Here is a 24374-nt window from a genome sequence, read left to right on the forward strand (position 1 = left end):
AATATTTGTACATTTAACCCGATGAATACGAGCGCCTCTTTATCGAATTTCAACGGGAAGTATACATTCCCGTTCCCCCGTGCGCGCCGTCGCCGCCCGTAAGGGTGTGCTGCTGTTTTTGGAATTAGGTGTGTCCAATTCCGTTTCTCCGACCCTCTTTTCTCCTTTTTAACTTAATCCCCAGTTGGCAATGAATATTTGCGTTGCTGATGCATCACATGTAAAATACGCGCAGATTATCTGCGACACCATCGCCGAGTCCGCCAAGGTGCGAGGAACCGGTATCGCTAAGCGTACGCCCGAATATATCATTAAACGGATCAAGAACGGGAATGCCATCATCGCCCTGGACGGGGAGCATTTTGCCGGTTTCTGCTACATAGAAGTATGGGGGCACCAGAAATATGTGGCCAATTCCGGGCTTATCGTGCACCCGGACTACCGGAACCAGGGCCTGGCGAAGAAGATCAAAAAAGCCATCTTCGACCTCTCGCGCAAGAAGTTCCCCGAGGCAAAGATCTTCGGGATTACCACAGGGCTGGCCGTGATGAAGATGAATTACGACCTGGGGTACCGCCCGGTCACCTTTTCCGAACTTACGGACGACCCCGAATTCTGGAAGGGGTGCCAGACTTGCAAAAACTTCGACGTCCTTACCCGGACCGAACGCAAAATGTGCCTGTGCACCGGAATGCTCTACGACCCCAACGACCGGAGCATAGGCAGGGAGCGGCAGGTAAACAAAAAAACCTACGAGCGCCTTAAGCGCATAAAAGAAACCCTTTTTCTAAAGAAGAAGAAATCATGAAAAAACTCGTGTTGGCATACAGCGGGGGCCTGGATACTTCCTACTGTGCCCATTACCTGACCCACCAGGAAGGCTATGAAGTACATGCCGTAACCGTCAATACCGGGGGCTTCGATGCCGCCGAACTCCAAACTATTGAACAAAAGGCGCTGGAACTGGGTGCCGCTTCCTATACGGCCATAGACGCGGTGGATTCCTTTTACGACAAGGTGGTGAAATACCTGATTTTCGGGAATGTGCTGCGCAACAATACCTACCCCTTATCGGTAAGTGCGGAGCGGATCGTGCAAGCCCTGGAGATCGCCCAGTACGCCCGAAAGATTGGCGCCACCCATATTGCTCACGGCAGTACGGGCGCGGGCAACGACCAGGTGCGGTTCGACCTCATCTTCCAGGTCCTGGCGCCGGAAGCGGAGATCATTACCCCGATCCGCGACCGGAAACTGTCCCGGGAATCGGAAATCGAATACCTGCAGTCCCACGGGATCCCGTACAGCTGGGAAAAGGCCAAATACTCCATCAACAAGGGGCTTTGGGGCACCTCCGTGGGGGGCGATGAAACTCTCACTTCCCGCAAGGCCCTCCCCGAGGAGGCCTATCCCACGCCAGCCAGCCAGACCGAGCCAAGGACCGTGGCCCTGGAATTCCAACAGGGCGAGCCCGTGGCCCTGGACGGCAAAAAAGCTTCGCCCGTGGCCATCATCCAGCAATTGGAGGCCCTGGCCGGGCCCTACGGCATCGGGCGCGACATCCACGTAGGGGATACCATCATCGGCATAAAGGGCCGGGTGGGGTTCGAAGCCGCAGCTGCGCTGATTATCCTTAAGGCCCACCACCTGCTGGAGAAGCACACCCTGAGTAAATGGCAGCAGTTCCAGAAGGAACAACTCGCCAATTTCTATGGGATGCTGCTGCACGAAGGCCAGTACCTGGACGAAGTAATGCGCAATATAGAAGCCTTCCTCTCCGACGCCCAGCGCAAGGTTAGTGGCACGGTGTACGTCCGGCTGCTGCCTTACCGCTTCGAACTGGAGGGGATTGCCTCGGAGAACGACCTGATGAATGCCTCCTTTGGCAGCTATGGCGAAATGAATAAAGGTTGGAGCGCCGAGGAAGCCAAGGGCTTTATCAAAATCCTGTCGAACCCCGGGCGGATAGCCCGCCATGTGCAGCAGTCATGATCCGGGCGGGTATCATAGGGGGTTCGGGATATACCGGCGGGGAGCTTATCCGGCTCCTGCTGGCCCACCCTGCCATCTCACTGGATTTCGTCTACAGTACCACCCGGGCGGGCAAGCCCCTTTCCGAGGCACACCCGGACCTGCTGGGGGTTACCCGCCAGGTTTTCAGCGGGGAGGTCGATGCGGGGGTCGATGTAGTCTTCCTTTGTCTGGGCTATGGGAACTCCAGGGCATTCCTGAAGGAACACCCGTTTAGTGAGAAGACCCATGTGATAGACCTGAGCAATGATTTCCGCCTGCAGGCGGATGCCTCCTACCTGGGGCGGGATTTTGTCTATGGCCTGCCGGAACTGTATCGGGAGGCTGTTGAAGGCGCCCAGAACATTGCCAACCCGGGGTGCTTTGCCACAGCCATTCAGCTGGCACTGCTTCCCCTGGCCAAAGCCGGGCTGCTGACGGAAACCGTACACGTAAATGCCGTTACCGGGAGCACGGGCGCAGGGGTTAGCCCGTCGGAAACAACCCATTACAGTTGGCGCGACAACAACGTGAGCTGGTACAAACCCTTTACCCACCAGCACCTTGGGGAAATCGGAGAAAGCCTCTCCGACCTGCAGGGTAAGGGGGCAGAAGTCCTCTTCCTGCCGGTTCGCGGGAACTTCACCCGGGGGATTTTCGCCACCGCCTATACCCGGTATGAGGGGAGCCTGCAAGAGGCAGAAGGGCTGTACGATGCCTTTTATGCCCAGGCCGCCTTTACCGTCCGCAGCGGGAAACCCCTGGCGCTAAAACAAGTGGTCAATACGAATTTTGCCCATTTGCACCTGCACCGCCACGGCGAATACCTGCTCGTAACCTCGGCCATAGACAACCTTTTGAAAGGGGCTTCGGGCCAGGCAGTACAGAACATGAACCTCATCTTTGGCCTGGAGGAAACCCTGGGCCTGGAACTCAAAGGCAGCGCCTTTTAACCCAAAAACACAACCGCCATGAAAATAGCCATAATCGGGGCCGGCAACCTGGGAATCTCCATTGCCACGGGAATCCTCCACAGCGGAGGCGCCACCACCATGTATCTGACCCGGCGCAACCTGGAGGGCATCCGCTCCTTTGAAGAGTACGGAAATGTAAGGCTGACTACGGATAACCGGGAGGCCGTTGCCGGCTCGGATATCCTGATTTTCGCCGTACAACCCATCCACTTCGAAGGCATCCTGGAATCCGTGAAGGACCTGTTGCACGAAAACCACGTGGTCATTTCCACCATTACCGGTTTTGGGATTGCCAAGATGGAATCCATCCTGGGGACGGACACCCATATTATCCGCTCCATGCCCAATACCGCCATCTCAGTAGGCCATTCCATGACCTGTCTGTGTTCGAATAAAAAAGGGGAGGCCCGGCTGCAACTGGCAGCGGCCATCTTTAACCGGATGGGGCACTCCATGGTTATCCCGGAAGCGCAGATGCAGGCTGCCACTGTGATTTGCGCCAGTGGCATCGCTTTCTGGATGCGCCTGATCCGCGCCACCACCCAGGGGGCCATCCAGCTCGGGTTCGATGCTCGGGAAGCCCAGGAACTGGCCATGCACACCTGCCGGGGGGCAGCAGAACTCCTGATTACCTCGGGCAGCCACCCGGAAGAGGAAATCGACCGGGTCACTACCCCCATGGGCTGCACCATAGAAGGGCTCAATGAAATGGAACACCAGGGGCTCAGCTCTTCCCTCATCCGTGGAATTGTGACCTCATTCGATAAAATCTCTGTAATCCGCAAAGGCTAGGCCATGGAATTATTCGACGTTTACCCCCTCTACCCCATTACACCCGTACAGGGCCGGGGTGCCTGGATTACCGACCAGAAGGGAGACCGCTACCTGGACCTCTACGGCGGGCATGCCGTTATTTCCATTGGCCACAGCCACCCGCATTTCGTCCGTGGGGTGGAAAACCAGTTGCGAACCCTGGCCTTCTACAGCAATTCCATCGAAAACCCGCTCCAACAGGCCCTGGCCCAAAAACTTGGGGAGATGTCCGGGTTGGAGGACTACCAGCTCTTTTTGTGCAACTCGGGCGCCGAGGCCAATGAAAACGCCCTGAAACTGGCCTCCTTCCACACCGGGAAGTCCAGGGTTATCGCCTTTAAAAACAGCTTTCACGGGCGGACCTCCGCCGCGGTTGCCGCAACGGACAACAAGGCTATCGTAGCCCCGCTCAATGCCGGGCACCCGGTAACCTTCCTGGAGATGAACCACCCGGAAGCCCTGGAAGCAGAACTCCGCAAAGGGGATGTCTGCGCCGTTATCCTGGAGGCCATCCAGGGGGTGGGCGGGCTGGATATGGCCACCCCGGAATTCCTGGAGGCTGTAAGCCGGCAGTGTGCCGCCCACGGGGCGGTCTTTATCGCAGACGAAGTCCAGTGCGGGTTCGGCAGGAGCGGCCGGTTTTTTGCCTTCCAGCACAGCGCGGCTACCCCGGGCATCATCAGTATGGCCAAGGGGATGGGCAATGGCTTCCCCGTGGGGGGCATCCTGATCCACCCGGACATCAGGCCCTCGCATGGGCTGCTGGGCACCACCTTTGGCGGCAACCACCTGGCCTGTGCCGCAGCCCTGGCGGTCCTGGAAGTCTTGGATTCTGAAGGCCTGGCAGAACATGCCCGGCAGATGGAAGCCTATTTCCGCAAAGGGGTAGCCGGGATAACAGCAGTGACCCAGGTAAAGGGAAAGGGCCTGATGCTGGGGCTGCGCCTGGACCGGGAAGTGGCAGCCCTCCGCCGCAGGCTCATTTTCGAACACCGCATTTTTACCGGCAGCGCCAAGGACAAAAACCTCCTTCGCATCCTGCCGCCCCTGAATATCAAACCCGAAGAACTCGACCTGCTTTTTGCAGCCCTGAAACAGGAACTGGCATGAACCATTTTTGCGACATTGACGACATAGACGACCTCTCTGGATGGCTGGCCCGCGGGAAGGCCCTGGCGCTGGACCAGGGGGCCCTGGGTACCCCCGGAAAGGGGAAAACACTCTGCCTGCTCTTTTTCAACAACAGCCTCCGCACCCGCCTGAGCACCCAGATGGCAGCCCGAAGGCTGGGGCTTGAGGTCATTGTGATGAATTTTGGGGCCGAAGGCTGGCAGCTGGAGTATGAGGACGGCACAGTCATGGACGGTGGCAAGGCCGAACACATCCGCGAGGCCGCCCGGGTGGTAGGGACCTACGCCGACCTGATCGGGGTACGGGCCTTTGCCGGGTTGCAGGACCGGGAAGCGGATTATGCAGAACAGGTCCTCAAGGGCTTTGCCCGTCACAGCGGGGTACCTGTCCTCAACATGGAGAGTGCCACGGCCCACCCCCTGCAGGCCCTGGCGGACGCCCTTACTGTAGAAGCGTACCGGAAAACGGACCGGCCCAAGGTTGTGCTCTCCTGGGCACCCCACCCGAGGGCCCTGCCCCAGGCCGTCCCGAATTCGTTTGTGCGGATGATGCGCCGCATGCCGGTAGACCTGGTGGTGACCCATCCGGAAGGCTATGAACTGGCCCCGGAAATCACCGGGGGTGCCCCTGTGGTCTACAACCAGGAAGAAGCCCTTAAAAATGCCGATTTCGTATACGTCAAGAACTGGAGCAGCTATACCCGGTACGGGCAAATCCTCACCCAGGATCCGGGCTGGATGATGACAAGGAACAAACTCGGGACTGCGCAGTTTATGCACTGTTTACCCGTACGCCGAAACGTGGTGGTGGAAGACGCCGTGCTGGACTCCGCCCAGTCCCTGGTTATCCACCAGGCGGCCAACCGTACGCGCTCCGCCCAGCTTGCCCTGGCCCACCTATTGGAATCGAACGCTTAACCCGTATGGCTGTGAAAACACCTGTTTCCATTGTAAAAATCGGAGGGGCCTTCCTGGAAGAACCGGAACTGGCCTCAACCTTCTACCGGAATTTTGCCGGCATGCCTGGGTTGAAAGTCCTGGTACACGGGGGTGGCAAGCGCGCCACCGAGCTGAGCCGGCAACTGGGGCTGGAACCCAGGATGGTGAACGGGCGCCGCATTACCGATGAGGCAAGCCTGGAGGTAGCCGTGATGGTCTATGCCGGATGGGCCAACAAATCCATGGTTGCTGCCCTGCAGGCCCTGGGATGCCCTGCCCTGGGCCTCAGCGGGGCCGATGCCGACCTGATCCGGGCCCGTAAGCGGCCCGTGGCCGAGATCGACTACGGGTATGTGGGAGATATCGAAGCCGTTCGGGAAGAGGCCCTCCACGGGATGCTGCAGGCGGGGTGGGTCCCGGTATTCTGCGCCCTGACCCACGACGGGAAGGGCCAGATGCTCAACACCAACGCCGATACCATTGCCGCCGCCCTGGCCGTGGCCCTCTCCTCACGGTATGAGACCCGCCTGTATTACTGCTTTGAGAAACCAGGTGTGCTCACAGATATCGAGGACCCCGCTTCTCACGTGGCCGTCCTGGACCGGAAGCGGTACGATGCCATGGTGGCATCGGGCCAGATTGCCACCGGGATGCTCCCCAAACTCCACAATTGCTTCCAGGCCCTGGAAAAAGGCGTAGGACAGGTGCGTATCGGCCTGCCCGACATGTTGTTGCCCGGGGCTGAAACCTTTACCTCCATCTGCCTATGAAATCCATCGAAACCCTCACCAAAAGCGCGATAGAGCTGCTCAAAGACCTAATTGCCATCCCTTCCTTTTCCGGGGAGGAAGACCAGACGGCCAGCCGTATCGGAGCGTGGCTGTCCGGGCACGGCATCCCCTTTGAGCGAAAGGGCAACAATATTTATGCCTTTAACCAGCATTTTGAGCAAGGCAAGCCTCTGCTGCTGATGAATTCCCACCACGATACGGTCAAACCGAACAGCGCCTACACCCGGGACCCCTTTACCCCGGTGGTCGAAGACGGGAAGCTCTACGGCCTGGGCAGCAACGACGCCGGAGGGCCCCTGGTTTCCCTCCTGGCTGCCTTTGCCTACTGGTACCCCAGGGAAAACCTGAGCCACAACATCGTAATGGTGGCTTCTGCGGAAGAGGAAAACTCAGGGCCCAACGGGTTGGGCAGCATGCTGCCCGTCCTGCCTGAAATAAACGTGGCTATTGTGGGGGAGCCCACCCTGCTGGAACTGGCCATAGCCGAAAAAGGGCTGGTGATTTTCGATGCAGAAGTACACGGGACCCCCTCCCATGCCGCCCACCCCAATGACAACAACGCCCTGTATAACTGCATCCCCGTCCTGGAATGGTTCAGGAACTACCGGTTTGAAAAGGTATCCGAAGTGCTGGGGGAGGTAAAGATGACCGTTACCCAGATCAACGGCGGGACGCAGCACAATGTAGTCCCGGCTAAGGTAGATCTGGTGGTGGACGTCCGGGTGAATGATTGCTATACCAACCAGGAAGTCGCCACCCTCTTGCAGGAACAGGCGCCCTGCCGGATGAACCCCCGGTCACTCCGGTTGAATTCCTCTTCCATCCCAGCGGACCACCCCCTGGTGCAGGCGGGAGTGGCCCTGGGTCGCGGGACCTATGGTTCCCCCACCCTCTCCGACCAGGCGGTCCTCAGCTGCCACTCCTTGAAACTCGGCCCGGGAGACAGCCGGCGGTCGCACTCGGCAGATGAGTATATCTTTGTCTCGGAAATTGAAGAAGGCATTGCACTGTATATCGATATGTTAAACGGGTTTTTGAAATAACCCCGCACCAACTGGCTAAAACCAAGAAGACATGAAGCTTTGGGAAAAAGGACTGAAAACCGATGAGAAGATAGACCGCTTTACGGTGGGCAATGACAGGGAACTAGACCTGCTCCTGGCGAAATACGATGTGATTGCCTCCAAGGCGCATTGTAAAATGCTGCACGCCATAGGCCTGCTCACCGAGCAGGAACAGACGGCCCTGCTGACCGAGTTGGACGGGATTGGCAAAAGCATCGAGGCCGGGCGTTTCACCATTGAGGAATCCTTCGAGGACATGCACTCCAAGATCGAATACCTCCTCATAGAGAAGCTGGGGGATACGGGCAAAAAAATTCACACGGCCCGCTCCAGGAACGACCAGGTGCTGGTGGCACTCCAGCTCTATGTAAAGGAGGAGCTCACGACCATCAAGGGGCTGGTCCTGGAACTATTCGATGTGCTGCTGGGGCTGGCAGACCAGCACAAGGCTTTGCTGCTGCCCGGGTACACCCACCTGCAGGTGGCCATGCCCTCATCCTTCGGACTCTGGTTTTCGGCCTATGCCGAAAGCCTTATCGACGATATGATCCTGCTCAATGCCGCTTACCACATTGCCGACCAGAACCCCCTTGGCAGTGCCGCAGGCTACGGGAGTTCCTTTCCCATAGACCGGGAGATGACCACCGGGGAAATGGGATTCAGCACCCTGAAATACAATGTGGTTGCCGCGCAGATGGGCAGGGGTAAGGTGGAAACCTCTACCGCAAGGGCCCTGGCCTCCACAGGCGCTACCCTGGCTAAAATGGCCATGGATATCTGCCTGTACATGAACCAGAATTTTGACTTTATCTCCTTTCCGGACGACCTGACCACAGGCAGCAGCATCATGCCCCACAAGAAAAACCCGGACGTTTTTGAGTTGGTACGCGGCAAGTGCAACACCCTGCAGGCCCTGCCCAATACGTTGTCCCTGTTGCTGACCAACCTTCCCAGCGGGTACCACCGGGACCTACAGCTCACCAAGAACAGCCTGATCCCCGCTATTCAGGAGCTTAAGGCCTGCCTGGACATTACCACCTTCAGCCTGAAAAAGGTTCGGGTAAGGGAAGACATCCTTCAGGACCCCAAATACAACCTGCTCTTTACGGTAGATGCGCTCAACGAACTCGTGAAAAAGGGCACCCCGTTCCGGGATGCTTACAAGGAAGTCGCCTCGGTAGTGGAGAAAGGCCAATTCGAGGCCCCGAAGGATGCCAGGCATACCCATTTGGGGAGCCTGGGCAACCTGGCCCTGGATAAAATCCGGGAAAAAATGGATGCCTTTTCCAAATAATCTCGGGGCCACTTTGGGATTTCCCTATCTTTAGGATACAACCAAGCGTATCCCACCATGTTCAGCTTAGTGTACAGGTCAGTTGCCAAACCGGATTTCAACCTGGACAGGATCGAGCAAATGCTGGCCAAAGCGAAAGAAAACAATAACCGCCTGGACATTACCGGCTGCCTGCTCTACTACGATGGGGAATTTATCCAGTACCTGGAGGGGAACCAGATTAAGGTCCTCACCCTTTTCGACAAAATCAAAGCCGACCCGCGTCACCGGGACGTGGAACTGCTCAGCTACGGGGAACGGGAAGGCCGTGTCTTCGACACCTGGGATATGGCCTTTGAGAATTTCTACGGGGAGAATGTCCAGTTTGCCCACCTTAGAATGGTAGTAGGGGAATTCCTGAATTTCAATAAGGTAGCGCTGGAAGACAACCCCTCCAATGGGGTTTTCTGGGAGTCTGTGGGGCAGTTGTTACGTCAGGGTACTGCCCAATAAGGAAGGGCTACTTCAACATCCCCAGATTGATCACCTCCTGGGGGGTCAGGTGTCGCCAATGCCCACGGGGTAAATCCTTTTTGGTAAGGCCTGCAAATACCACGCGGTCCAGGCGCACCACCTCATACCCAAGGTGTTCGAATATCCGGCGCACAATGCGGTTGCGGCCGCTGTGGATCTGGATCCCAACCTCGCGCTTACTTCCCCCGTCTATGTAATCGACAGCGTCTACGGCTATGGGCCCATCCTCCAGGGTAAGGCCCTCCCGGACCTGTTTCAGGTGTTCTGCCTTGAAGTTCGTATCGAGTTCCACGTGGTAAATCTTACGTACCCCGTGTTTGGGGTGGGTGAGCTTTTTGGCCAGATCACCGTCGTTGGTGAACAACAAAAGGCCGGTGGTGTTCCGGTCCAGGCGCCCTACCGGTACCAGGCGGGCGTTGCTGGCCCTGGAGATCAGTTCCATGACCGTACGACGGCCTTTCTCGTCCTTGGTGGTGGTAATGAAATTCTTGGGCTTGTTCAGCAGCACATACTCCTTGCGCTCCTGCCGCAACAGGCGGCCATCGAACCGGACCTCGTCCGTGGGCTGTACCTTGTAGCCCATTTCGGTAACGGTTTTGCCGTTTACCGTTACACTGCCCGCAGCAATAAAAGTATCGGCCTCCCGCCGGGAACAAATGCCTGCATTGGCAATAAAACGGTTCAGGCGGATCAGGCCCGGGGTCCCTTCCGGGCCGTGGGCCTTTTTGGGCACGGGGGCATTGCCCCGCGAATAACTCTTGCGCCTGAAATTACCACCCTGCCTGCCGGAAGCCTTCCGGCCAGCAGAAGCTCCGGACCGCACACTGCGCTTGCGGCCACTTCCTTTATTTTCTCGTGTACTCATAAATTCCGGGTCAAAGGTAGGGAATAATCCATCGGAAAAACCCAGGGGTCATAGCAATCGGTCCAGGACCAGGTCCACATCGATGAGCAGGATGCCAAACACCCCGGAAACAATGACAAACTTCAGGATGTTGTGCAGCCACACATAATGGCTTTTGAAACGGGCCCGCCACATCAGCACCAAAAACAGCAGCAGCAGCAGGCTGCAGGCTATAAAATACAGGTACATGTACCCCACCTCGAAATACCGGACCAGTAAATAGGCAGGGATCAGGGCCGCAAGAATCAAGAAAGTCACGCACCCCTTGGTAAAGGTGGTGCCATAGCGCACCGCAACGGTCTGGTATCCCTGTGCCAGGTCTCCAGTAAGGTTTTCCATATCCTTGATCATTTCCCGGCTCCAGATGAGCAGGAACAGGAATAGGGCATGGACAAAAATCACCGTCTCAAAATTCTTGTAATAGACGAACACGGCAAAGAACGGGGCAATGGCCAGGGTAGCCGAAACGAGGTTGCCCAGGAAAGGGATGCGTTTGAGGCGGTGGGAATAGATCCAGATCCCAAAAATGTAGGCGGCAAAAAAGAAGGCCGCCCGGAAGGAGACGTAGCTAGCCGTAAGGACAGAGGCAAAATTGAGCACAAAATAAGCCTGGATTTTGGTCCGCTGGGGCACCAGGCGGTCCAGCATGCTTTTCCGTGGCTTGTTGATCAGGTCCTTCTCCGAATCGTAGAAACTATTGATGATATACCCGGCAGCGATAACCATGGCCGAGGAGAGCACAATCAGAAAAAGGTTCACATCCAGGACTACCTGCCGCAGAGGGAGGTCCGGGGAGAGAATGTAGATGGAGGCCAGGTACTGCGCAAGTGCAATTACCAGGATGTTATAGCCACGCACAATGGACACGAGGCTAAGGGCCTTCAGCAGGAGCAGGCGGTTTTTACGGCTCAGCATGCCGGATGGGTCTTAGAAATTGTATACCACCTCCAGGCGGTGCCCGCTAAGCGCTTCCCGGGCTTTGCTAAGGTCTTCGGTAAACCCGAGGATATACCCCCCGCCACCGGAACCGCAGAGTTTCAGGTAGTACGCATTGGTTTCGATGCCATGCTGCCAGAGCTGGTGGAACTCCTTGGGGATCATGGGTTTGAAGTGGTCCAGGACCACATGGGAAAGCTGTTTGATGTTGCCAAACAAGGACTTGACATTCCCGCTTACAAAGTCCTCCACACAGGCATCGGAATACTTGATGAACTGGTCTTTAAGGACCTTGCGGAACCCTTCCTGTTTCATCTTCTCCATAAAAATCTGCACCATGGGTGCTGTCTCCCCAACGGTCCCGCTGTCCAGCAGGAACACGGCCCCTTTCCCCTCCGGGTTCTGGGACGGGATACTGGTAGACTCTATGTGGTCCCTGGAATGGATCAGGATGGGAAGGCTCAGGTAGCTATTAAGCGGGTCCAGGCCGGAGGATTTTCCATGGAAAAAGGATTCCATAACGGAAAAAATGCCCTTGAGCTGCAGCAGCTTCTCCCGGGTGAGATTTTCCAGGACCGTAATTTTATCGTGGGCGTAACGGTCGTATACGGCAGCCACCAGCGCCCCGCTGCTCCCTACTCCATACCCCTGGGGGATGGAGCTGTCGAAATACATGCCCTCATCCAGATCCCTGTGGAATTGCTCCAGGTCAAAGACCGGGAGGTTTTCTTCGGACGGACCCAGGTGTTCCAGGTAGGCCGCAAACTTCCTGAGGTTTTCATTAGAGGTGCGGGCTGCACCTCTCAGGTCGGAATCCTTTTTCAGGGCGCCTTTAAAAAAGTTATACGGGATGGACAGCCCCCGGGAATCCTTGATGATACCGTATTCGCCGAAGAGCAGAATTTTAGAATAGAACAGGGGTCCTTTCATACACGAGCAACCATATGCGGGTCAAAAATACGAAACTTTAAGTGAAAGTAACTGAAACGTATCGACTTAGCAAAATTTTATGAAAGGCTGCCACCCTTTCTCAGGGCGTGCCGAAGGTCCTTGCCCCGGTGCCCACCCGGTCGCAGATGTGGTGGCCGTCCTTGCAGTAAGCCGTAAGGACCTCCCGGATAAAGGGGTAAACCTCCCCGGCCGAGGCAGCCGGGTAAAGCACATGGACATTGGCCCCGGCATCGAGGGTGAAACAAACCGGGTTACCGGTTCTGGCCCGGAAGTCCCGGATGGCCTCGATAATAGAGAGGGTCCCGGGCTTCATCAGGATGTAGGAGGGCGTACTGGCGAGCATCATGGCATGCAGGCTCAGCGCTTCGCTTTCCACCACCTCTATAAACCCGTCTAAATCTCCTGCCGCCAATATGTCCTGTAACCGTTCCAGGTTTCCCCCCGCCTGGGCAAACCGGGAGGCGGCATAGGGGTGCCCGTGCATCAGGCCATGGCCAACGGTACTGCTTACCGCCTTTTCGCCTTCGTCCACCAGCAGGATGGTGTCGTGATACTCCTGGAATACCGCATGTACCTCCCCCGGGTAGGGGATAGCATAAAGGTCCGAACTCCCATTAATGGAAGGGTGCTCCCCCCAGAGTACCAGCCCGCCGTCTATACTGCGGGCAGCGGAACCGGATCCCAGCCGGGCCAGGAAGGAGGCTTTCCGGCGGAACAAGGCTTCTGGCATCTGCGGGTAGAAGCGGCGCTCCAGCTCGACAAGGCATAGGGCCAGGGCCGCCATCCCGCTGGCCGAGGAAGCAATGCCGCTGCTGTGCGGGAAACTGTTGGAGGTTTCCAGGCGAAACCCAAACTGGTCGAGCCAGGGCATATAGGGGCGGGCACGCTCCAGGAATTGACGTACTTTGGGTACAAAACCCGGGGCAGACAGGCCGTCCAGGAAGACCTCCACTTCGGGTTGGGTACCTGTTTGCTTTTTCGGGTAGTAATAGAGTTCGGTCCGGGTGGCGCAGGCCTCCAGGGTAAAGCTCAGGGAGGGGTTTGCCGGTAATTGCACCCCGTGTTTACCCCAGTATTTCACAAGGGCAATATTACTGGGGGCAGACCACCGGACAGAACCGGAACCGGGGGTCACCTGCGGGCCCTGATACTCGAAATCCCTTTCCTCCATACTTGGGTTTTGCGCAAAGATAGGTCTTATTGGCCCGGTGCCGCAAAGCAAAAATTACCTAAATTGGCCCGGTGCTGCATTCCAGAAAGAAATACCGCCGTATCCTGATCGCCGTGGGGGTGTGCCTGCTGATCGGGTTTTTATCCGGCTATGCCACCCAAAGTTCTGTGACGACCTGGTACGCAGGCCTGAATAAACCCTGGTTTACCCCTCCAAACTGGCTTTTCGGGCCCGTCTGGACCCTGTTATATATCCTTATGGGCATTGCCGCCGGCCTGGTTTGGGCCCGTGGGCTGCACCATATCTGGGTGAAAACAGCCCTCTATCACTTTGGGTTTCAACTCCTGCTTAACGGAAGCTGGAGCCTGGTTTTCTTCGGCCTGCAGGAGCCTTTCTGGGCCTTTCTGATCATCATGGCACTTTTGGTGCTGATTATTCTGACCCTGAAATGGTTCCGGGTGGTAAGCAAACCTGCAGGCTGGCTTATGTTGCCCTACCTGGCCTGGGTCTTATTTGCCAGTGTGCTGAACCTGAGCATCGTACAACTCAATTAAAGGGCTTCGGCCATTTCCAGAAGGCGGCACAGGGTCTTATGGTTCCGGGTGGTTGCCTGGGTGCCGGCCATCCGCTCTATCCTGTTGTTGTCCAGACGCGCCTTACCATAGCCCTGCCCGCACCAGAGATACAGGCCCAGGGAGCCCACCTGCCACTCCTGCCCAGGGTAGTCCCCTTCCCGGAGTCGTTCTTCCAGGGAGGCGTCCGGATCCGATTTCCATAGCACATAATACATCTTGTTTCCCTGCTGTTGCATGCGGTCGGCAAAGGGGTTTGCTGCCAGAAATTCCCGCAGCGGCCCGGGCCGATATAGGATTACGGGGATCGAAAACCCGAAGGCCGCTTCCAAAGCGACCTCTACCTCCGCCGTAAGGGAAGCGGAATCTCCTGTCCCGGAACGGAATACCAGGTTGCCGCTCTGCACATAGGTGGTGACCCCCTGGAGCCCGAGCCCTCCCAGGACCTGCCGAAGGGCTTCCATCTTCACAGGGCGGTGGCCCCCAACATTAATCCCCCTGAGAAATCCGATGTACGTCTGCATAGATGCCCGTGTGCCGGGTTTGTGGGTTAGCGGATATTTCCGTTATTTTTAGGGCGCATACAACCTTGCCTGAGGCAAATCTACAGAATTATGGAGCAGTATATCCTGGCCCTAGACCAGGGCACCACCAGCTGCAGGGCACTCCTGTTCGACAAGGACGGGAATATTGCCGCTGCGGCCCAACAGGAATTCACCCAGCACTTCCCCGAACCCGGATGGGTGGAACACGATGCCGGCGAAATCTGGTCGGTCCAGGCCGAGGTGGCGCGGAAAACCCTGGAAAAAAAGGGCATACAGGCTGCCCAGATCGCAGCCGTGGGTATCACCAACCAACGGGAGACCGTCGTGGTCTGGGACCGCCATACCGGCCAACCCATCCACAACGCCATTGTCTGGCAGGACAAGCGCACGGCGGACTATTGCGAAAGCCTGAAAGCCGATGGCCACCAGGACCGGATTCGCCAGAAGACCGGGCTGGTTATCGATTCCTATTTCTCTGGGACCAAAGTGAAATGGCTCCTGGACCACGTTCCCGGGGCGCGCAAACGGGCCGAAGCAGGGGACCTGCTGATGGGCACCATCGATACCTGGCTTATCTGGCAGATGAGCGAGGGCGCGCTCCATATTACGGATACCACCAATGCCAGCCGGACCCTGCTTTTTAACATCCATACCCTGGAGTGGGATGCAGACCTCCTCTCCCTTCTGGATATCCCTGCCTCCATGCTACCCGAGGTAAGGGCCTCCAGCGAGGTCTATGGGATGGCTGCAGCCGCCTTTCTGGGAAGCCCAGTACCGATTGCCGGGATAGCCGGAGACCAGCAAGCTGCGCTCTTCGGGCAGATGTGTACCCGCCAGGGCATGGTAAAAAACACCTATGGAACCGGCTGTTTCATGCTTATGAATATCGGCCACGAGCCCATCCTTTCGCAGAACAACCTGCTCACCTCCGTGGGGTGGACCCTGGGTGGGAAAACCACCTATGTCCTGGAAGGGAGCATCTTTATCGCCGGGGCTGTGGTACAATGGCTGCGCGATGGGCTGAAAATCATAGCATCCTCGGCAGAAGTGGAGGCACTGGCCACAAGCGTCCCCGATTCCGGGGGCGTCTACCTGGTCCCGGCCTTTGCAGGGCTGGGAGCCCCCTACTGGAACCAACAGGCAAGGGGCACCATCTTTGGCCTTACCCGGGGATCTACCGATGCCCACATAGCGAGGGCCGCAATAGAGGCCATCGCCTACCAGACCATGGACGTGCTGCGCGCCATGGAGGCCGATTCCGGGATCCCCATCAAGGAACTCCGGGTAGACGGGGGGGCCACGGTCAACGACCTGCTGATGCAATTCCAGGCCGATGTGCTGCAGGCCAATACCATCCGCCCCAAAATCGTGGAGACCACCGTAATGGGGGCTGCCTTCCTGGCCGGCCTGGCTGTGGGATACTGGAAGGATACAGCCGAAATTTCCGGCCTCTGGGAATCGGACCGGGTATTCCAACCCGGGGCGGACCCCAAGGTCATAGAAGCCAAAATCCTGGGGTGGAAACGCGCGGTGGCCGCCCTGGAATCCTGGAGTCGTTCAACTCTCTAAATCCAACATAGATGTCGCCATTCAATGCAGAACTTATCGGGACTTTCCTGCTCATCCTACTGGGGTGCGGGGTCAATGCCAACGTGGTGCTGGAAGGCACCAAAGGGCAGAACAGCGGCTGGATAGTCATCACCGCCGGGTGGGCCTTTGCCGTTTTTGTTGGGGTCGTGGTGGCTGCGCCCTACAGTGGGGCCCATATCAACCCTGCCGTTACCCTGGGCCTTGCTGCAGCCGGGGAATTTGCGTGGGCCTCCGTCCCGGGATATCTCGTTGCGCAAATGATAGGGGCCATGCTGGGCGCTTTTGCAGTCTGGCTCGTGTACAGGGACCACTTCAACCGCACGGCCGACATCGACCTGCAACTCGGGGTGTTCAGCACTGCCCCGGCCATTTCCAACCGGTTGCTGAACTTCCTCTCCGAAGCTCTGGGCACCTTTGTGCTGGTCTTTACCGTCCTTTATTTTACGGAAGCTTCGTTGGGAGACGAAAAAACCATCATCGGGCTGGGTTCTCTCGGGGCCCTTCCGGTAGCGTTGCTCGTCTGGGGCATCGGCTTATCCCTCGGGGGGACTACCGGCTATGCCATTAATCCTGCACGGGACCTCGGGCCGCGTATCATCCACCTACTGGTGCCTATCAACGGGAAGGGCCACAGCCAGTGGGGCTATGCCTGGGTACCTGTCGTTGGTCCGGTGTTAGGGGGCCTGCTGGCAGCGGGCCTGTATCTCGTGCTGAATTAGGGAAAGCTACCGCATGCGGTCGGGGAAGTCCGTAAAGACGGCGTCCACCCCCATAGCCTTGAGTTTCTGAAATTCCTCCGGTTCATTTACGGTCCAGACATTTACCCGGAAACCGGCTTCATGCATGGCCTGGACGTTTTCTTCCGTCACACTGGCAGCGGCCGGGTTGATGGCCTCGGCACCCAGTTCGCGGGCCACCTCCAGGGCCTCAAGCGGGTCCTCTTCCGTAAGCACAGCAATCCTGGCATTGGGATCCAGGGCCCTGTACTCCCGGAGTTCATCCCAGTTAAAGCTGGAGATGAGGAATTGCTCCGGCTGCCAGCCCTCCCGCTCCGAATAGTAGTTGGTGATGTAGTGAACCCGCTCAGCCGTCCCGGCACCCTTGAGTTCTATATTGAGCGGGACCCGGTGGTCTATGGCCTTAAGTACTTCCTGGAGTACAGGGATCTGGTGTCCGCCGTCCAGGAGCAATTTCTTCATGTCGAACATGAGGTATTCCTCTATGCGCCCCCCGCCATTAGTCAGGCGTTCCACGCGCTCGTCGTGGAAAACCACAATCTCACCACTTTTAATCCGGAATACATCGATCTCGATCATATCCACGCCCAGCTCCAGGGCCTTCAGGACAGAAGCCACGGTGTTTTCCGTTTCGTATCCCATGGCTCCCCTGTGCCCAATAATCTGGGGGCCGGAAGCCGTGTTGCAAGCAGTTAGGGTCATCAGTACCAGTACAATCCCAAGGTATCGCATTTTTTGTCGGTTTAGGCCCCCAAAAATACAAACTGCTCCCCAGACTATCCAAAAAGGGCATCTCTCCAAGGAAAAAAATGAGTCCACGCATCTGTATATTGATTATATTGTATTCACTATTAACCAATTAACAAGCAACTATGTTTACAAAACAAAACCTTTTGGCTGCCCTGGCGGGCACCGTGGTAATGTACCTCCTCGGGTTTGTGATCTGGGGAATTGCCACGGCTGATTTTTTTGAAGCGCACTCCCTGGTGGACACCATGAAAAGTGACGAGGAAATGGACATGGTCATGATCCTGCTCGGGAACATCGTTATGTCTTTTGTGATGAGCTCCCTCTATGGCAAATGGGCCCGCGGGCACCACAGTGCCGGGCAGGGCTTTCAGTTCGGGGCCTGGATTGGCCTTTTTGTAGGCGTCGGGATGGGCCTGCTCTGGTATGGTACCAGCAACATGATGGATGCCACCGGCCATATGGTGGAAGCCGCTCTGGATATCGTGTTTTACGGTATCGTGGGCGCGGTCATTGCCATCGTTTACAAGGTCACGGCAGCCAAAGAGGCTTCTTAACCCACGGCGGCACCAGACTATTGAGAACGGCCGGGGAAATCCCCGGCCGTTCCTGGTTCTAGAGTTTCAGGATTACCGACTCCAGGGGCGGCAGGGAAATAGGCACCTTTCCTCCCGAGGCGTCTGCTTCCAGGACATATTCCCCTTTCCCGTAAAGTGCTTCTTTGAGGGGGTGGCTTCCCTCTTTCAGCCCCCAGAGTTGTACCAAATCGGGCGGGAGCCTGAGGTCCACCTCGTAGGTGCGTTCGGTATCGAAATTGGAGACGATGATCAGGCGCTGCCCATCCTCCCACCGCACAAAGGAATACACCCGGTGGTCGTAGCCCTCGGTATGTTCCTTGTTGTAATAATGGATGTCCCGGTACTCCCCCATCAGGGCCGGGCTCTGGATGGTAAAATTCAGAAGCCTGCGATAGAAATCCTGCAGGTCCTTTTCCCGCTGGGATAGCCCTCCCCCGTCGAAGGCGCCCCCGTTCATCCACCGCTGGTGATGGGGCACCCCGATGTAATCGAAGATGGAGGTCCGCGACGGCTTCCCGAAACCGGCGTCTTCTGCCCCGGGCTCCCCTACTTCCTGCCCGAAATAGATCATGGTTGGAGAGGTACCCAGGGTAGCCGAGACCACCATGGCCGGCTTCCCGATTTCCGCATTGCCGGCAAACTCGGGGGAGGCAATGCGTTGCTCGTCGTGGTTCTCCAGGAAATGGAGCATGTGGTGCTCGATATCTGCCAGGCCGCGCTGCACCACCGGGATATGGTCGGTCCAGCCGTAGCCCTTCATAATATGTTTCAGGCTGTCGTAGAGCTCCACTTTATCATAGAGATAATCCATTTTGCCCTGGTGGATATAGGCCCGGTATAGGTCCGGGTTGTAGACTTCGGCCAGCAGGAGGGCCTCCGGGTTTTTGTGCTTGATGGCGGAGTTCAGGTAGCTCCAGAATTCCACGGGAACCATCTCGGCCATATCGAAGCGAAACCCGTCTACCCCCATGTCCAGCCAGTACCAGGCAATGTCGCGAAACTTCTCCCAACTGGGGGGTACCTGCCGGCCCTGCCAGAAGTCGTAGTGGACGGTAGCAGATTCCCGGTCCATCCCCTCGGGCAATGCATCAAAATCCCGATGGCCATCCGGGCTTACCCCGTAGTTGATCTTTACGGTTTCGTACCAGTCATTCATATCGGGCTGGGCCAGGCGGGAGCCATTGCCCGTCCATTTGGCCGGGTTTTCTGCAAAACGGCCGTCTGCCCCGGGGTGTGCCTCCCCTCCAAGTGGGCGGTACCCGTCCCGCCATTGCGGCACCCGGAAGGGTTCCCCGGGAATGTAGTAAAAATCGTTGGTCGGGCTGTACGCCACAGTGGTGTCGTCTGTTGCCCCAAAGGGCTGGTGCCCTTGAGGTGTGGAGCCCCCCTGGTAGTCGCGGGCCACGTGGTTGGGCACGATGTCTATAAGCACCTTCATCCCTGCCTGGTGGGTGCGGCCCACCAATTGGCGGAATTCCTCCAGGCGGTTGGCCGGGTCATCGGCCAGGTCCGGGTTTACATTGTAGTAATCCTTTACCGCATAGGGAGACCCTGCCCTGCCCTTGACCACATCCGGGTCGTCCGGGGCAATCCCATAAGCCGAATAGTCGGTGACCAGGGCGTGGTGTGGCACCCCGGTATACCAGATGTGGGTGACCCCAAGGTCCCTGATGGCCTCCAGGGCGGTTGGGGTAAAATCCGAGAACTTACCCACCCCGTTTTCCTGGAGGGTACCCCAGGGCTTGTTGGTGGTATTGGTATTGCCGAAAAGGCGGGTAAACACCTGGTAAATGACTTTCTTTCCTTCGCTTCTCATGGGCGGTGGTATCTCGGTGGCATCCTTCCCTGCCGGACCTGCGCAGCCCAGGGCCAGGATGGCAGCCAGCACTAAGGAATGGGTTGGTTTCATAACGGTTTTATTCGGCCGTGGCCAGCACGTAGGCTCCCCGACGGTCTAAAGATAGGGATTCGGACCATTCCAGTACTTCCCCGGAGAGGACCTCCCGGAGGTGCCGGCCCGCCAGCCCCAATTCCGAAAACCGTTCCAGGTGTAGGGATACAGGACCTTTGTTCTTGTTGAGGATGAGGACCACCGTTTCTCCCTCGTGCTGCCGGGCCATCAGGTAGATCCCTTCTTCAGGGGCAAAATGGACGGTCTGCCCCCTGTGCAGGGCAGTACTGGTTTTGCGGAACGCCAGCAAGCGCATTACGCTCTGCTGCATGTTGCGCTCTGCACGGGACAGCCCCCTGCCCGTAAAGGCATTTTTTGCCGCGTCCGGCCACCCTCCAGGGAACTCGGTTCGGATGAGGCCGTGGTCCCCCGGCTTTGCCGAATTCTGCATCAGGACCTCCGTCCCGTAATACACCTGGGGGGTGCGGGGGGCCGTCAGGATAAAGGCCATGGCCATCTCGGCCAGGGTTTCGGATTCCCCCACCTGGGTAAAAAGGCGGTCCATATCGTGGTTGTCCCCAAAGAGCATAACGTCTAATGGACGGGTGTAGTGGAAGTCATTGGCCAGGGCCTCATAGAGTTCAATAAGCCCGCTGTCCCAGGCCTCTGGGTTTACCAGGGCAGCCACCAGGGCCCGCTGCAGTGGGAAATCCATAGTGCTTCTCAGGTAGGACCGATAGCCTTCCCGGTTGGGGCTCCCGTCCTGCCAGTACCCTACCAGCAGGGGGTTGTAACTCCACTCCTCCCCGACGATGTTGAATTCCGGGTAAGCCTCCATCAGGGCCCTGGCCCAATCCGCCAGGAAGTACTTGTCCGGATAGGGGTAAGTATCCTGCCGGATACCCCCCAGCCCCAGGGTCTCCACCCACCAGACGCTATTCTGGATCAGATATCGGGCCAAAAAGGGGTTGCCCTGGTTCAGATCGGGCATGCTGGGCACAAACCAGCCCTGGTCCATCCGCTCCCGGTCTGCTTTGGAGGCATACAGGTCCTGGTTCACCGTGCGGCGGTGGTTGGTGACGGTGATGGGGTCTCCCTGCTGCCATTCGCGCTGGAAATGGATCCAGTCCTCAAAGGGCAAATCCTGCATCCACCAATGGTACGCCCCGCAATGGTTGGCCACCTGGTCCATGATGAGTTTTATGCCATGCCTGCGGCACTCCCGGGCCAACTCCCGGTACTCCTCCAGGGTGCCAAACCGCGGATCCACCTGGTAGAAATCGGTAATGGCATACCCGTGGTAGGAGGCCTCCGGCATATCATTGGTCAGCAACGGGCTGGGCCAGATGGCCGTGAATCCCATCTCCCGGATATACTCCAGATTGTTTATGATCCCCCTGATATCGCCTCCATGCCTGCCATAATCGTCTTCGCGGTCCAGGCGGTCCTCCCGCATCCCCGGCACCACGTCATTGTTCGGATCCCCGTTGGCAAAACGGTCCGGGGTAATGAGATAGACCACATCGGAGGAATCGAAGCCGCGGAAATCGTCCGGCCGGAATTCCCGGTCCTTCAGCAGATAGGAAACCGAAACTGGCGATGCCCCGTCTTTCTCCAGGCGTAGGGGGAGGTTTCCGGCGGCCGTCCCCGGTGCAATGGTCAGGTCCAGGAACAGGTAGTTGGGGCTGGCGCCGGGGTGCCAGGCTTCCAGGGTCACCCCCGGGACATCCAGATGAGGAGTATATCCGGCCAGGCCTTCCCCATAAAGCATGAGCTGCAAGGAGGTGTCGTGCATACCTACCCACCAATGGGGCGGCTCCACGCGTATCTGGGCCGTTATTTTTACGGTACAACTCATAAGCAGTATGGCCAGCAGGGCTAAACCACCCCGTATGCCGCCCAGGGCAACCATCCGCTAGCGGACTTCAACGGTTTCCCCAGGAGTGAGGACCACCCGCTTGTCGTTGACCCGGATGGACATTTCCTCCTTCCCTTCCAGTCGGAAACTACTGCCTCCGGCGGTAACCGTCACTTTCAGAATCCGATGGCGGAAATTGATCTTGAAGGAATAGGAGTCCCACTGTTTCGGGATACGCGGGCTGAAATGGAGTTTGTCGTTCAGGACGCGCATGCCCCCGAAACCTTCCACAATACTCATCCAGGTCCCGGCCATGGAGGTGATGTGAAGGCCCTCGTGGACCTCTTTGTTGTAATCGTCCAGGTCCAGGCGCGAGGTCCTCAGGTAAAAGGCGTAGGCCTGTTCCATCCGGTTGAGCCTGGCCGCCTGTATGGCGTGCACACAGGGGGAAAGGGAAGACTCATGGACCGTAAAAGGCTCGTAGAAGTCGAAGTGCTTCTCGAGTTGCTCCAGGGTGAAATGGTCTTCGAAGAAATAGAAGCCCTGCAGGGTATCCGCTTGTTTGATGTAGGGTGAACGCAGGATACGGTCCCAGGACCATTTCTGGTTAAGCGGCCGCTCCTTGCGGTCCAGCTTGGAAACCGGGACCAGTTCCTTGTCCAGGAAACCATCCTGCTGGAGGAAGACCCCATGTGCTTCCGAATAGGGGAAATACATGTTCTCGGCCACCTTGGACCAGGCCTTGGTCTCCGCCTCGGTCAGGTGGCAAACGCCAATTACCCGGTCGTAATCGTCCGGGTAACCCTCTTTTACCTTGGCGAGCTGTTCCAGGCAGAAACGGATGCACCACCGGGCAATGTAGTTGGTGTACCAGTTGTTGTTGACATTGTTCTCGTATTCGTTGGGACCTGTAACTCCAAGGATCACGTATTTTTTCCGGTTTTCGGAGTACGAGGCCCGCTGGTGCCAGAACCGGGCAATGGCCACCAAAACTTCCAGCCCCATTTCCGGGATGTAGGTATAGTCCCCGGTAAAGCGATAGTAGTTGTAAATGGCAAAAGCGATGGCCCCGTTGCGGTGGATTTCCTCGAAGGTAATCTCCCATTCGTTGTGGCATTCCTCCCCGTTCATGGTCACCATGGGGTACAGGGCTGCCCCGCCTGAGAAGCCGAGCTTCTCGGCATTCTCAATGGCCTTGTCCAGCTGGTTGTACCGGTACTTGAGCAAATTCCGCGCCACGTGCTGGTTCTTGGTAGCCATGTAAAACGGGATGCAATAGGCTTCGGTATCCCAATAGGTACTGCCACCGTATTTCTCCCCGGTAAACCCTTTGGGCCCGATGTTCAGGCGGGAGTCCCGCCCGGTGTAGGTTTGGTTCAGGTGCAGGATATTGAACCGGATCCCCTGCTGGGCCTTCACATCTCCTCCTATGGTGATGTCGCTCATTTCCCAGACCGCAGCCCAGGCATCGCGCTGCTCCTGAAGCAGGGTTTCAAAACCGGCCTTCAGGGCGGAATCCAGGTTGGCATCCGCCGCAGCCTCGAGGTTATCCTTGGGGTGGTTCATGCCCGTAACATAACCTCCGTATTTAAAGAGTACAAGGGTTTGGCCCGCGGCCACCTGTTGCGTATACCGGTACCCGGCACGCGTGGGGCCCTCCACCGCTTCGCCGCTTTGCCCAACGGCACTGCCGTCCAGCTCCAGGCGGGAATCCATGAAGGTACAGGTGCGGAAATGGGTCTTAAGGGTGTGTGCCAGGATGTAGGCCCGGGACCCGGAGGTCCGTACCCCCGTGGTCTCCCAGAAGGGGTCGTCCCAGTTGGTATCCTGGTTGGTAATACCGCTGTCTATATACGGTTCCAGGGTGACTTCGGCCCCCTGGTCCAGCACCCGGATTTCGTAGCGGATGGCCCCGATTTCATCCCGTTTCATGGAGAGGAAACGGCGGGCGTTTACGGCCACGGTTTTCCCGTTTTCCATTACGGCGGTAAAGGAGCGCTGGTACCAGCCTTCCTTCATATTGAGTTCCCTCCGGAAATCCTTGACGGATTTGCAAGTATGCAGGTCGAGGGGGGTACCGTCCACGGATACGGAAATACCGATCCAGTTTGGGGCATTGAGCACTTTGGCGAAATATTCGGGATATCCGTTTTTCCACCAGCCCACCCGGGTTTTGTCCGGGTAATACACCCCTCCTATATAGCTGCCCTGAAAGGTTTCACCGCTGTAATCCTCTTCGAAGTTGGCCCGCTGGCCCATGGCCCCGTTGCCAATACTGAAAAGGCTTTCGGAAGATTCTACCCGGCCGGGCTCAAATCCTTCCTCAATGATAGACCACTCATTAGGTATGATATAATCCTGATTCATCT

General features: G+C 57.4%; 23 protein-coding genes. 14 read left to right on the forward strand and 9 right to left on the reverse strand.

Going from position 1 to position 24374, the window contains the following annotated elements; all coding sequences use genetic code 11:
* Positions 1–190: 190 nt before the first annotated feature.
* The 10 genes from CA832_RS00750 to CA832_RS00795 are packed head-to-tail and all read left to right on the forward strand — an operon-like array spanning position 191 to position 9504.
* A complete protein-coding gene (locus tag CA832_RS00750; RefSeq protein WP_088339651.1) occupies positions 191–808 on the forward strand; it encodes a GNAT family N-acetyltransferase in 618 nt (205 codons plus the stop codon).
* Entirely contained in the window at positions 805–1989 is a 1185-nt protein-coding gene (gene argG, locus CA832_RS00755) for an argininosuccinate synthase (protein ID WP_088339652.1), read from the forward strand. Before CA832_RS00750 ends, argG begins: the two co-directional genes overlap by 4 nt.
* Complete coding sequence (gene argC / locus CA832_RS00760; protein WP_088339653.1) at positions 1986–2960, forward strand: N-acetyl-gamma-glutamyl-phosphate reductase; 975 nt, start codon at positions 1986–1988, stop codon at positions 2958–2960. Before argG ends, argC begins: the two co-directional genes overlap by 4 nt.
* An 18-nt stretch (positions 2961–2978) precedes the next feature.
* Positions 2979–3773, forward strand: coding sequence for a pyrroline-5-carboxylate reductase (gene proC, locus CA832_RS00765; protein WP_088339654.1), 795 nt, complete (start codon positions 2979–2981; stop codon positions 3771–3773).
* A 3-nt stretch (positions 3774–3776) separates the two neighbouring features.
* Positions 3777–4904, forward strand: coding sequence for an aspartate aminotransferase family protein (locus CA832_RS00770; protein ID WP_088339655.1), 1128 nt, complete (start codon positions 3777–3779; stop codon positions 4902–4904).
* Positions 4901–5842: a Rossmann-fold NAD(P)-binding domain-containing protein gene (locus CA832_RS00775; protein WP_088339656.1), complete on the forward strand. Its 942-nt coding sequence runs from the start codon at positions 4901–4903 to the stop codon at positions 5840–5842. Before CA832_RS00770 ends, CA832_RS00775 begins: the two co-directional genes overlap by 4 nt.
* A gap of 5 nt (positions 5843–5847) precedes the next feature.
* Positions 5848–6633 (forward strand): acetylglutamate kinase, encoded by a 786-nt coding sequence (gene argB / locus CA832_RS00780; protein ID WP_088339657.1) that lies wholly within the window; start codon positions 5848–5850, stop codon positions 6631–6633.
* Positions 6630–7697, forward strand: a complete 1068-nt coding sequence (locus CA832_RS00785) for a M20 family metallo-hydrolase (RefSeq protein WP_088339658.1) — start codon at positions 6630–6632, stop codon at positions 7695–7697. Before argB ends, CA832_RS00785 begins: the two co-directional genes overlap by 4 nt.
* A gap of 31 nt (positions 7698–7728) precedes the next feature.
* Positions 7729–9012, forward strand: coding sequence for an argininosuccinate lyase (gene argH / locus CA832_RS00790; RefSeq protein WP_088339659.1), 1284 nt, complete (start codon positions 7729–7731; stop codon positions 9010–9012).
* A gap of 57 nt (positions 9013–9069) precedes the next feature.
* The gene (locus tag CA832_RS00795; RefSeq protein ID WP_088339660.1) at positions 9070–9504 is read left to right on the forward strand and encodes a BLUF domain-containing protein; all 435 of its coding nucleotides are present in this window, start codon (positions 9070–9072) and stop codon (positions 9502–9504) included.
* 7 nt (positions 9505–9511) lie between these two features.
* Here CA832_RS00795 and CA832_RS00800 read toward each other — a convergent pair whose 3' ends face one another.
* The 4 genes from CA832_RS00800 to CA832_RS00815 all read right to left on the reverse strand — a co-directional run bounded on the left by CA832_RS00800 (position 9512) and on the right by CA832_RS00815 (position 13487).
* Positions 9512–10390, reverse strand: coding sequence for a pseudouridine synthase (locus CA832_RS00800; RefSeq protein WP_088339661.1), 879 nt, complete (start codon positions 10388–10390; stop codon positions 9512–9514).
* A gap of 48 nt (positions 10391–10438) precedes the next feature.
* Complete coding sequence (locus tag CA832_RS00805; protein ID WP_088339662.1) at positions 10439–11344, reverse strand: geranylgeranylglycerol-phosphate geranylgeranyltransferase; 906 nt, start codon at positions 11342–11344, stop codon at positions 10439–10441.
* A gap of 12 nt (positions 11345–11356) precedes the next feature.
* Positions 11357–12295: a mevalonate kinase family protein gene (locus CA832_RS00810; protein ID WP_088339663.1), complete on the reverse strand. Its 939-nt coding sequence runs from the start codon at positions 12293–12295 to the stop codon at positions 11357–11359.
* 100 nt (positions 12296–12395) lie between these two features.
* Positions 12396–13487 (reverse strand): diphosphomevalonate/mevalonate 3,5-bisphosphate decarboxylase family protein, encoded by a 1092-nt coding sequence (locus CA832_RS00815; RefSeq protein ID WP_088339664.1) that lies wholly within the window; start codon positions 13485–13487, stop codon positions 12396–12398.
* 71 nt (positions 13488–13558) lie between these two features.
* Here CA832_RS00815 and CA832_RS00820 point away from each other — a divergent pair, with 71 nt between their 5' ends.
* Positions 13559–14041 carry a TspO/MBR family protein gene (locus CA832_RS00820; RefSeq protein ID WP_233131682.1) on the forward strand — a complete coding sequence of 161 codons (483 nt, stop codon included), beginning with the start codon at positions 13559–13561 and terminating at the stop codon, positions 14039–14041.
* On the opposite strand, the gene CA832_RS00825 is transcribed toward CA832_RS00820, so the two are convergent.
* Positions 14038–14583, reverse strand: coding sequence for a DUF1697 domain-containing protein (locus CA832_RS00825; protein ID WP_088339665.1), 546 nt, complete (start codon positions 14581–14583; stop codon positions 14038–14040). The genes CA832_RS00820 and CA832_RS00825 overlap by 4 nt on opposite strands.
* A gap of 90 nt (positions 14584–14673) precedes the next feature.
* Here CA832_RS00825 and glpK point away from each other — a divergent pair, with 90 nt between their 5' ends.
* Together glpK and CA832_RS00835 are read left to right on the forward strand one after the other, a co-directional pair.
* Positions 14674–16173, forward strand: coding sequence for a glycerol kinase GlpK (gene glpK, locus CA832_RS00830; RefSeq protein WP_088339666.1), 1500 nt, complete (start codon positions 14674–14676; stop codon positions 16171–16173).
* An 11-nt stretch (positions 16174–16184) separates the two neighbouring features.
* Complete coding sequence (locus tag CA832_RS00835; protein WP_088339667.1) at positions 16185–16913, forward strand: MIP/aquaporin family protein; 729 nt, start codon at positions 16185–16187, stop codon at positions 16911–16913.
* 6 nt (positions 16914–16919) lie between these two features.
* Here the strand turns inward: CA832_RS00835 and CA832_RS00840 are convergent, their stop codons facing one another.
* A complete protein-coding gene (locus tag CA832_RS00840) occupies positions 16920–17663 on the reverse strand; it encodes a glycerophosphodiester phosphodiesterase (protein ID WP_088339668.1) in 744 nt (247 codons plus the stop codon).
* A gap of 140 nt (positions 17664–17803) precedes the next feature.
* Here CA832_RS00840 and CA832_RS00845 point away from each other — a divergent pair, with 140 nt between their 5' ends.
* The gene (locus tag CA832_RS00845; protein ID WP_088339669.1) at positions 17804–18235 is read left to right on the forward strand and encodes a hypothetical protein; all 432 of its coding nucleotides are present in this window, start codon (positions 17804–17806) and stop codon (positions 18233–18235) included.
* Positions 18236–18293: 58 nt separating this feature from the next.
* On the opposite strand, the gene CA832_RS00850 is transcribed toward CA832_RS00845, so the two are convergent.
* From CA832_RS00850 to CA832_RS00860, 3 genes are read right to left on the reverse strand one after another with little or no spacing between them, the layout of a single operon-like run.
* On the reverse strand, positions 18294–20165 hold the full coding sequence (locus tag CA832_RS00850) for an alpha-amylase family protein (protein WP_088339670.1): 1872 nt from the start codon (positions 20163–20165) through the stop codon (positions 18294–18296).
* 7 nt (positions 20166–20172) lie between these two features.
* Positions 20173–22059 carry a glycoside hydrolase family 13 protein gene (locus tag CA832_RS00855; RefSeq protein ID WP_233131683.1) on the reverse strand — a complete coding sequence of 629 codons (1887 nt, stop codon included), beginning with the start codon at positions 22057–22059 and terminating at the stop codon, positions 20173–20175.
* Between the two features lie 3 nt (positions 22060–22062).
* Positions 22063–24372, reverse strand: coding sequence for a glycoside hydrolase family 65 protein (locus CA832_RS00860; RefSeq protein ID WP_088339671.1), 2310 nt, complete (start codon positions 24370–24372; stop codon positions 22063–22065).
* Positions 24373–24374: the final 2 nt, after the last annotated feature.

The organism is Robiginitalea sediminis (genome assembly GCF_002198115.1).
GTDB classification, from domain to species: domain Bacteria; phylum Bacteroidota; class Bacteroidia; order Flavobacteriales; family Flavobacteriaceae; genus Robiginitalea; species Robiginitalea sediminis.

Bases quoted from the DNA above. Each gene is read 5' to 3' on its own strand.
- CA832_RS00860 (WP_088339671.1), bottom strand. From the start codon at position 24,372: ATGAATCAGGATTATATCATACCTAATGAGTGGTCTATCATTGAGGAA.
- CA832_RS00805 (WP_088339662.1), bottom strand. From the start codon at position 11,344: ATGCTGAGCCGTAAAAACCGCCTGCTCCTGCTGAAGGCCCTTAGCCTC.
- argC (WP_088339653.1), top strand. From the start codon at position 1,986: ATGATCCGGGCGGGTATCATAGGGGGTTCGGGATATACCGGCGGGGAG.
- CA832_RS00835 (WP_088339667.1), top strand. From the start codon at position 16,185: ATGTCGCCATTCAATGCAGAACTTATCGGGACTTTCCTGCTCATCCTA.
- CA832_RS00825 (WP_088339665.1), bottom strand. From the start codon at position 14,583: ATGCAGACGTACATCGGATTTCTCAGGGGGATTAATGTTGGGGGCCAC.
- CA832_RS00785 (WP_088339658.1), top strand. From the start codon at position 6,630: ATGAAATCCATCGAAACCCTCACCAAAAGCGCGATAGAGCTGCTCAAA.
- CA832_RS00845 (WP_088339669.1), top strand. From the start codon at position 17,804: ATGTTTACAAAACAAAACCTTTTGGCTGCCCTGGCGGGCACCGTGGTA.
- argB (WP_088339657.1), top strand. From the start codon at position 5,848: ATGGCTGTGAAAACACCTGTTTCCATTGTAAAAATCGGAGGGGCCTTC.
- CA832_RS00770 (WP_088339655.1), top strand. From the start codon at position 3,777: ATGGAATTATTCGACGTTTACCCCCTCTACCCCATTACACCCGTACAG.
- CA832_RS00800 (WP_088339661.1), bottom strand. From the start codon at position 10,390: ATGAGTACACGAGAAAATAAAGGAAGTGGCCGCAAGCGCAGTGTGCGG.
- CA832_RS00855 (WP_233131683.1), bottom strand. From the start codon at position 22,059: ATGGTTGCCCTGGGCGGCATACGGGGTGGTTTAGCCCTGCTGGCCATA.
- CA832_RS00810 (WP_088339663.1), bottom strand. From the start codon at position 12,295: ATGAAAGGACCCCTGTTCTATTCTAAAATTCTGCTCTTCGGCGAATAC.
- CA832_RS00840 (WP_088339668.1), bottom strand. From the start codon at position 17,663: ATGCGATACCTTGGGATTGTACTGGTACTGATGACCCTAACTGCTTGC.
- CA832_RS00750 (WP_088339651.1), top strand. From the start codon at position 191: ATGAATATTTGCGTTGCTGATGCATCACATGTAAAATACGCGCAGATT.
- CA832_RS00850 (WP_088339670.1), bottom strand. From the start codon at position 20,165: ATGAAACCAACCCATTCCTTAGTGCTGGCTGCCATCCTGGCCCTGGGC.
- argH (WP_088339659.1), top strand. From the start codon at position 7,729: ATGAAGCTTTGGGAAAAAGGACTGAAAACCGATGAGAAGATAGACCGC.
- CA832_RS00815 (WP_088339664.1), bottom strand. From the start codon at position 13,487: ATGGAGGAAAGGGATTTCGAGTATCAGGGCCCGCAGGTGACCCCCGGT.
- CA832_RS00795 (WP_088339660.1), top strand. From the start codon at position 9,070: ATGTTCAGCTTAGTGTACAGGTCAGTTGCCAAACCGGATTTCAACCTG.
- glpK (WP_088339666.1), top strand. From the start codon at position 14,674: ATGGAGCAGTATATCCTGGCCCTAGACCAGGGCACCACCAGCTGCAGG.
- argG (WP_088339652.1), top strand. From the start codon at position 805: ATGAAAAAACTCGTGTTGGCATACAGCGGGGGCCTGGATACTTCCTAC.
- CA832_RS00775 (WP_088339656.1), top strand. From the start codon at position 4,901: ATGAACCATTTTTGCGACATTGACGACATAGACGACCTCTCTGGATGG.
- proC (WP_088339654.1), top strand. From the start codon at position 2,979: ATGAAAATAGCCATAATCGGGGCCGGCAACCTGGGAATCTCCATTGCC.